This is a genomic window from Amycolatopsis sp. CA-126428, from assembly GCF_002904335.1.
GTDB lineage: Bacteria > Actinomycetota > Actinomycetes > Mycobacteriales > Pseudonocardiaceae > Amycolatopsis.
The window spans coordinates 57724-65031 of sequence record NZ_PPHF01000120.1 but is presented as its reverse complement, the minus strand read 5'-3'; the positions used below and the strand labels follow the sequence as shown (position 1 = coordinate 65031).

Below are 7308 nucleotides of genomic sequence, written 5' to 3'. Positions count from 1 at the left end.
CAAACCCGACGAAGGCATACACCATCATCGCAAACCCATCATCGTAAACCAACTAACGACGCGCGACACTAGATGGCGTGTCGGACGCGGCCAGGGGACGAAGGCACCGTGAGCACGCCGCGTTGAGGTCGAAGGTCCCGGGCGCGCTGATCCCAGCCGCTCGGCGACCTGGCAGGCGACGTTGGGCATAGGGTCGAACGCGGTGCCGTTAGCGACGACCACGAGGTCCTCGTCGCCAGGGCGGTGGCCGGACCGCCGCAAGGCAGTGTTCGCGGCGGCCGTTGCTATGTCGGCGACCGGCTCGCCCGGGGGCCGCGATCCGGCGGCTGCGCACGCCGACCCGCTCGCGGATCCACGCATCCGACGTTCCCAGCGGGTCCGCCAGTTCGTCATTCGTCACCGTCCGGCCCGGCTGGAAGTACTCGAACGAAACCGCTGCCGAGCCTGCCATCGCGTTCTCCTCATCAGGTCCGCCTCTTGCTCGGACCGAACGACACCGCGGCTCGCACAATCCTTTGTGGACAGTCTTGCGTGCTCGCCCGTGCGGGTGACCAGCTGAGGTTTCTCGTCACAACACCAATCCGCGCGGGCCGGCCGGGACGAACTCCTCGTGACACGCCGCCGACCGCGGCAAGTGACTCGGCACCCGCCGGGAAAGACAGGTGCCATGACCGCCCACGCAGTCGCGCTCCGCACCGTCCCCGGTTCGGAGCCAGAGACCACACCGGAACAGCTGCTCTCCCGCACCGCGCTCGGGGACGAACAGGCCTTCGCCGCGCTGTACGACCACCTGGCCGGGCCGATCTTCGGCACCGTGCTCCAGGTTCTGCGCTCCCGGGCGTACGCGGAAGAGGTCACCCAGGAGGTCCTGCTCGAGATCTGGCGCAAGGCAGCGACGTTCGACCTCGCACGCGGGCGCGTGCAGACCTGGGTGCTGACCATCGCTCATCGGCGCGCGATCGACCGGGTCCGATCCGGGCAGTCCGCGGTCAACCGGGAAGAGCGAGCCGACCGGCTGGACCTACGTCGCCCCTACGACGACGTCACCGAGACGACGCTTGACCGGCTCGACCGGGCGCACGTCCGCGCCGCATTGGCGGTGCTGACCGACCTGCAGCGGGAATCGATCCCGCTCTCCTACTTTCAGGGTTACACCACCCGGGAGGTTTCCGAGAAACTCGGTGTCGCTATCGGCACCGTCAAGACCCGCATGCGGGACGGACTGATCCGCTTGCGCGACGCTCTGGGAGTGCACCGATGACCACCGCCGACGCCCACATCCTCGCCGGCGCATACGCCCTCGACGCGGTCGACGACCTCGAACGTGCCGCGTTCACCCGGCATATGAGCGAATGCCCCGTCTGCGCCGACGAAGTCGCCGGCTTTCGCGAGACCGCCGCCCTTCTGGCCACCGCCGCCGCCGTCGGCCCGGACGAGAGCTTCCGCCGACGAGTGCTCACCGAGGTCTCCCAAACGCGCCAGCAGCCGCCCCACCTCTCCACCGAGCCGATCGCCCCGGCGCGACGCGTCCCCTGGCGCAGGCAAGCACTCATCGGGGTGGCGTCCGTCGCCGCCGCAGCGGGGGTGCTCGTCGGCGGGATCAGCATCGGGCTGGACCAGTCGGTTCCCGGCCGTCCGGTACCGGTGGCCGACGGCGGTGCGGTGACGTCCGCGCCCGACGCGACCACCGTGCGCGCGGCCGTGGCCGGCGGCGGCTCGGTCACGGTCACGGCCTCCCGGAGGCTGGGCAAGGTACTTATCGTCGCGCAGGTTCTGCCGCGGCTGGACGCCGGCCACGCCTACGAGGCGTGGCTGACCGGCCCGGGTGCTCCACGCTCGGCAGGCCTGATCGGCCCCGAAGGCACCGTCGAGGTGGCCCTCCCCTCCGCCACCGACGGTATCGCGGTGACCGTCGAGCCCGCCACCGGATCCCTGCAGCCGACCACACCATCGGTCGCGAACCTCACCGTCAGTTGATTCAGCGTGAGAGCCCCGGTCACCTCGGTGACCGAGCGTTCGCCGCGTTGTCACGCACTGGGTGGTCCGGCACCGGCAACCTGTCCACCAGCCGAACACCTCCGAACTCCTGATGATCCGGTCGCCATCCGGATCGTGCCTGATGACCGTGTGAGGACAATTTTCGCGATGTCGTCGTAGAGCGCCGCGAACGCCGCCCCGTTGCTGGCGGCCAAGCGCTCAAGGAGGCCCACCGGGCTGTCTACTGCCGCCGGTACCTCGCCCGAGGACCGCAGCCATGCACGCTCATCCGCGCCTCGATCCTTCTCCGCACGCCCTTTGCTCCTCCACCGCCAGTCCGAGACCCTCGGTCCGGCGGACTGGTCCACCGTGACGGTGTGCGCCGTATCCCCTGAACGGACCCCATCCACCCGCGGAGGAGTAACGAACACGATTCAGGCGGAATGGAAGGAACGACTGCATGACGTTTGATGATGACCGACGGATCAGGCAGCGGGCAGGTTCGGCGGCGGATGTGACGGTCGATCTCACGGGCCGGCCGGATCTGCGGGAGGTGCGTGCGGCGATGGTTGAGGCGCTGCTGCCGGGCGCGGAGCCTGACGACCGTTTCGGGGCGGTGTTGCTGGTAGTCGATGAGTTGGTCGGCAATGCCTATCGCCATGCGACGACACCGATGTTGTTGCGAATCGGTCATACGCCCGAGAACGTGCTGGTCGAGGTCACCGACGGTGATCCGGTGGCGGGCGCGGTGCGGGTCGTCGCGATGCGGTACGGGTTGCGGCTGGTGGGGCAGCTGTCCCTGGATTGGGGAGTCCGCACCGACAGCCGCGGCAAAGTCGTGTGGGCCTTGGTGCCTGTGAAGGTCTACCCGGCCGAAATGTAGATCGAGACGCAGGCGTGTCACATCCGCCACGTGTTGACGGTCACTTCCTGGGACAAGGCGGCTTCCTGCGACCGCCCTTGATCGGTGCGGACCTCGATCTTGACGATATCGGTGTGTTGGGGCCACGCCGTCCCGGCCACCCGCACTGCACCCGCGAATCCTTTCGGAGTGTCGATGCGAGATTCGATTTTGATCGGAGCGCCTTGCCTCCGCGTTGATGTTGATCAGACCAGCGAGCAGGTGCCCGGCAGCCAAAGCGGCCGCCAGCGCGAGCCCCGGCTGCGGCCGCAGACAATACCCGCAGCCGTGACCGCTGGGGTGGTGACGTCGCGTCGACCATGACCGCGGTGCGGTCACCGATGTCGTCTGTCGAGGACCGTTGCCCGTGATCGCGTGCCCAGGCACCTAACCGGCGGACTTCGTTTCGGGCGTGCCTGCGCAGCAGGTTCGTGGCGATGCCATACAGCCAGGCCTCGGCGCTCGCCCGCTCCGGATCGAAGGTCTCCGCTGTTCCCACAGGACCAGGAACGCCTCACCGACCAAGTCGTCGGCCGCTTGTGGACCTGCCCTGCGGACCAGGTATCGATGCAGGTCGCGGACATGGGAGTCATACAGCTCTATCAGAGCATCGTCGCCGAGCAGGCTGCTCACCTCCGGCGCAGTCTCAGTTTGCACGGCGCTACTTGCCCGCAACCGTCTTCAGCGTTCCGTCATGAAGGTCGGCGGGTAGGCGTCGATGTTGAACGTCCCTGTGATGACGCTCTGTGATTAGGGCCAGTCCTGCTCTCTGAGATTCCCCAGTCAAGTGTCCTGTCGGCGCGTCGTTTGCGCTGGTCAACGCGGCCCGGGCCGGCTACAACGCAGAGTGTGCTCCAGCAGCTTTTCACCTTCGTTGATCCGGGCCGCGTCGTACCGGCCGCGACCTGCTCCTCGAGCAGGACGATCTCGCAGTGCTCGTCGGTGCGGGCCGCTCGGTGGCCGCCGGTCGTCAGCGGCCGGACCGCGATCTCCGACGCGCAGGGCGTGCCGGAGATCGCGGTCGGGTGTTGGTGATAGGGCGTCGGCGCCGGAGCCGCGGTTGGCCTGCGCCCAGGACTTCGTCGTTCGCGCTCAACGATCGGAGTGCTGGAGATTCCCCATGGAGGACACGACGAACTTGCCGCCAGGCGGCCGCAGCCGTAAGGACGTCGACGCCCGGCCAGCAGGTCGGACACCGATTGCGCGGGCTGTCAGCGCCCCAAGTGGGCCTGCAGCAGGTTGGGGTCCTTGGCGGTGAGGTAGGCGGCGCTCGGCACGTAGACGGTGCGGCCGCGCAGGGCGATCGCGGTCGGCCCCTGCAGTCCATCGGCGGCGGTCAGCACCACGGTGTGCGTGCCGTCGGGCTTGACGAGCGTCACCTGGTTGGTGGTGTCCAAGGCAGCGATGAGCTCGTTACCGCTACCGGTGAAGGCGAAGTCGTCGATTCCGGGCAGGCCGGTAACGGAGACCTGAGCGGAACCGGCCTTTCCGTTTGCGCGCAGGGGAATGCGCACGATGGTGCCCCGGTCGAGGTTGGTCACCCACGCGGCTCCGTCGCGGAGCTTGATTCCGTTCGCGCCGAGGAACCCGGCCGGTGCGAGCTCCTCGTCGGACGACCAGACCGTCGCGGTCCCGCCCTGGGTAGGCACTCGCCAGACGGCCCCGGTGGAATCGGCGACGTAGAGACTGCGGGTGCTTTGGTCGAGTGCGAGGCCGTTCGGCAGGCTGGTCGCGGGTAAGGGCGCGATGCGCTGGGGTGTGCCGCCGGGACGCAGGCGCCACACGCCGGTGAGGTCGGCGGTACCGGTGGCGTACAGGAAGTACAGGGTGCCGTCGGTAGCGCGGTCGATGCCGACCGTCAGCGAGAACCCCAGAGCGGGGGTGTTGACTCCGCCGTCCGCGGGGGCAGGCAGCGTGGCCAGGATCCGGATGGCGCCGCCGGGCGAGATCTCGGCGATCTGTCGTGCTTTGGCGAAGGCCACATAGGCAGTGCCATTCGGAGCCAGCACGATGCTCTCGGGCGTCTGCCCCTTGTCCAGGTCGAAGTGCTGGACGATGCGAGTCGAGCACAGAGGGAAAGTCGCTGCCGACGCGGGAGCGGCGCCGAGCGCGAACAGGGAACTCGTGGCCAGAACCGCGGCTACGAGTCCGTGCTTGACAGGTTTTACGGACATGTTTTCCTCACTGTTTCCGGGCGTGCGGCAGCGCCGCGTCTTTCAGGGTGTGACCACCGCCTGGGCATGCTTCGCGCAGGACGATGGAACAACGGCCGTCAGTGGCCGTGGGGTCGCGGTGAACCGGATCAGGTGGAGCTGATCCGGTTCACCGGCGAATACGGGATAGTCGACGCTGTGGCTTGGGCGAGCAGGGCCAGCGCGGTGTGCGACGGCGAGCCGTGTGGTGCGGTGGCGACCACGATGCTCGGCCCCGTTCCGGTGCTCAGGGTCTGCTGTGTGACGGTCAGTGGACCGATCAGCGGGTGCCTCATCTCGTAATCGGCCGTGGCACAGGGTTTGACGCGGTGGTCAGCCCACATCGAGGCGAATTCGGTGCTTTTCGCGCTCAGTTGTCCCACCAGCTCGTACAGTGCGGCATCGTCCGGGTGCTGCCCCGCCATCAGGCGCAGGTTCCCCACGACCGCTTTGGCTTTGCTCGGCCAGTCTGCGTACAGCTCGCGGGTGTGTGGGTCGAGAAAGACCAGTTGTGCCATGTTCGGACGGCGGGACACCTCCGCCAGGTCGACGTCGAGGTGACCCGCGAACAACGCGTGTCCGAGGCTGTTCCAGGCCACTACGTCACCGCGGCGGCCGAGGACGATCGCGGGAACGGCGACCAGCGCGTCGAGCAACTGACCGGTCGCTTCCGAGAGGCGCTCGGGCGCCGGCCGGCGAGTCCGGCGATGGTGCCTCGTCGGCCTTGCCAGGACGTGCAGGTGCCGGCGTTCGGCTTCGTCGAGCCGCAGGGCGGTGGCGAGCGCGTCCAGCACTTCGGGCGAGGCGTTGGACGAGTGCCCTTGTTCGAGCCTCGTGTAGTAGGAGACGCTCACACCGGCCAGTCGTGCCAGTTCCTCCCGTCGTAGCCCTGGCACACGTCGCCGCTCACCGTAGCTCGGCACGCCGACGGCGTCCGGGCGAAGCTGCGAGCGCCGAGTCTTGAGGAAGTCGCCCAGTCCCGCAGTTTCGCTCATGGATCCGAGTATGCCCTGGCTCTGAGCGCGTTACCTGTCCCAGCCAGGGATACGCAACGCCGGGAACGGCACACGCGCCGGACGAACGGCTCACCTCCGACGGCGCCGTCATGGAGTCCGGCACAGAAGTCCTACCGCCGAGCCCGCAGGGCACCGCGCCCAGGTGGGAGCCCGCGAGGGCCAGGGGTGCCGAAGCCCGGCTATGAATCAACCTGAGAACCCAGCTCGGCAGCCGATCGCGCAACAAGAGCGACCGACGTTCCCCCGGTCGCCTGAGGATGTTGCTGGGTGAAAGCCGAAGCCGTGCCGTCCTGCGGGTTCAGATCGCCGGTGTTCAGGGGTTGTAGTCCACGAGAACTCGGACCTGGTCGAAGCAGCGCTCGGCCAGGTCCCCGGGTCGGATCATCCAGAAGATGTCGGCGCCCGGCGCCCGGTAGATGCAGCACTGGGCCAGCAGGACCCAGTCCTCCATTCCGGACGGTACCGCGTCGGGGTCGTGCGGAAGCCCGAGTTCTTCCGATGCCAGGAACGAGGCTTCGGCCGCGGCGTCGCGGACCGGGTCGAAGTCGTGGCTCCTTCCGTGTCCCCCCAGCATCAAGGTCGGGTATTCCCACAGGTCTTTCCACATCTCGGCCAGCACCGGGACCAGTCCGTCGCTGGGAAGGCAGACCCCCAGGGACAGGTGGATGTCGCCCAAGGGATATTCTCGGAGGATCTCAAGGGTTTCCTCGTCCGCCTCGTCGCCGATCCGACTCGCTGGGTGGCGCTCTTCGACCGCGGTGCCTGCCGGAACGTACGCAGCGCTGCCGCCGACCTCGTGATCGGGGTAACCGAAGAGCAGCAGCTTGCCGTCGGGTGGCAGGGAGAGGTCCGTCGCTTCCTTCGGCAGGGCCGCGCAGTCGATGATGGCGATCAGCGGGCACCAGGGTTCGGACGCGTCGGCGGGAAGCATGATCGGTCCACCGAATCGGCCGAGGACCGGGCCGTCGCCGTCCGCTGTCATGGATGCGAACGGGCGGACGAGTTCCAGCCACTTCTCCACATCCGCGGCCGGAATGTCCCTGGTGATAGCCAAAGCTCGGAATTCGTCGAGAATCTGGGTGTTCCGGAGGTCCATGGCGACCAGCCTATCGCCCAGGACTGCCGCGTAATGCGGGGAATCGCCAGGCGATCTCGGTGGGACGGGTCTCGGTGTTCCGATGGCATCTGTTTCGTGGTGCGGGAAGTGACCGACCCGTCGCCG

7 protein-coding genes and 2 pseudogenes are annotated in these 7308 nt (G+C 68.0%); 4 read left to right on the top strand and 5 right to left on the bottom strand.

The window, feature by feature from the left end; all coding sequences use genetic code 11:
* The first annotated feature begins 667 nt into the window (after window positions 1–667).
* The 3 genes from sigK (at window position 668) to C2L58_RS28820 (ending at window position 2860) form a co-directional block, all read left to right on the top strand.
* Window positions 668–1261, top strand: a complete 594-nt coding sequence (gene sigK / locus C2L58_RS28830; RefSeq protein ID WP_103340815.1) for an ECF RNA polymerase sigma factor SigK — start codon at window positions 668–670, stop codon at window positions 1259–1261.
* Window positions 1258–1977: an anti-sigma factor gene (locus C2L58_RS28825; protein WP_103340814.1), complete on the top strand. Its 720-nt coding sequence runs from the start codon at window positions 1258–1260 to the stop codon at window positions 1975–1977. Before sigK ends, C2L58_RS28825 begins: the two co-directional genes overlap by 4 nt.
* Window positions 1978–2437: 460 nt before the next feature.
* Window positions 2438–2860 (top strand): ATP-binding protein, encoded by a 423-nt coding sequence (locus C2L58_RS28820; RefSeq protein ID WP_103340813.1) that lies wholly within the window; start codon window positions 2438–2440, stop codon window positions 2858–2860.
* A gap of 20 nt (window positions 2861–2880) precedes the next feature.
* On the opposite strand, the pseudogene C2L58_RS51725 reads toward C2L58_RS28820, so the two are convergent.
* Both C2L58_RS51725 and C2L58_RS51720 read right to left on the bottom strand, forming a co-directional pair.
* Window positions 2881–3060 (bottom strand): annotated as a pseudogene (locus C2L58_RS51725) (molybdopterin-dependent oxidoreductase); the annotation flags it as partial.
* A gap of 224 nt (window positions 3061–3284) precedes the next feature.
* Window positions 3285–3511, bottom strand: a pseudogene (locus tag C2L58_RS51720) (RNA polymerase sigma factor); the annotation flags it as partial.
* 216 nt (window positions 3512–3727) lie between these two features.
* Between C2L58_RS51720 and C2L58_RS28805 the strand changes: the two are divergent.
* Complete coding sequence (locus C2L58_RS28805) at window positions 3728–3913, top strand: hypothetical protein (RefSeq protein ID WP_103340812.1); 186 nt, start codon at window positions 3728–3730, stop codon at window positions 3911–3913.
* A gap of 176 nt (window positions 3914–4089) precedes the next feature.
* Here the strand turns inward: C2L58_RS28805 and C2L58_RS28800 are convergent, their stop codons facing one another.
* The 3 genes from C2L58_RS28800 to C2L58_RS28790 form a co-directional block, all read right to left on the bottom strand.
* Complete coding sequence (locus C2L58_RS28800) at window positions 4090–5052, bottom strand: SMP-30/gluconolactonase/LRE family protein (protein ID WP_103340811.1); 963 nt, start codon at window positions 5050–5052, stop codon at window positions 4090–4092.
* Window positions 5053–5180: 128 nt separating this feature from the next.
* Window positions 5181–6065 carry a helix-turn-helix transcriptional regulator gene (locus tag C2L58_RS28795; protein ID WP_103340810.1) on the bottom strand — a complete coding sequence of 295 codons (885 nt, stop codon included), beginning with the start codon at window positions 6063–6065 and terminating at the stop codon, window positions 5181–5183.
* 334 nt (window positions 6066–6399) lie between these two features.
* The gene (locus C2L58_RS28790; RefSeq protein WP_146073708.1) at window positions 6400–7182 is read right to left on the bottom strand and encodes a DUF1963 domain-containing protein; all 783 of its coding nucleotides are present in this window, start codon (window positions 7180–7182) and stop codon (window positions 6400–6402) included.
* Window positions 7183–7308: the final 126 nt, after the last annotated feature.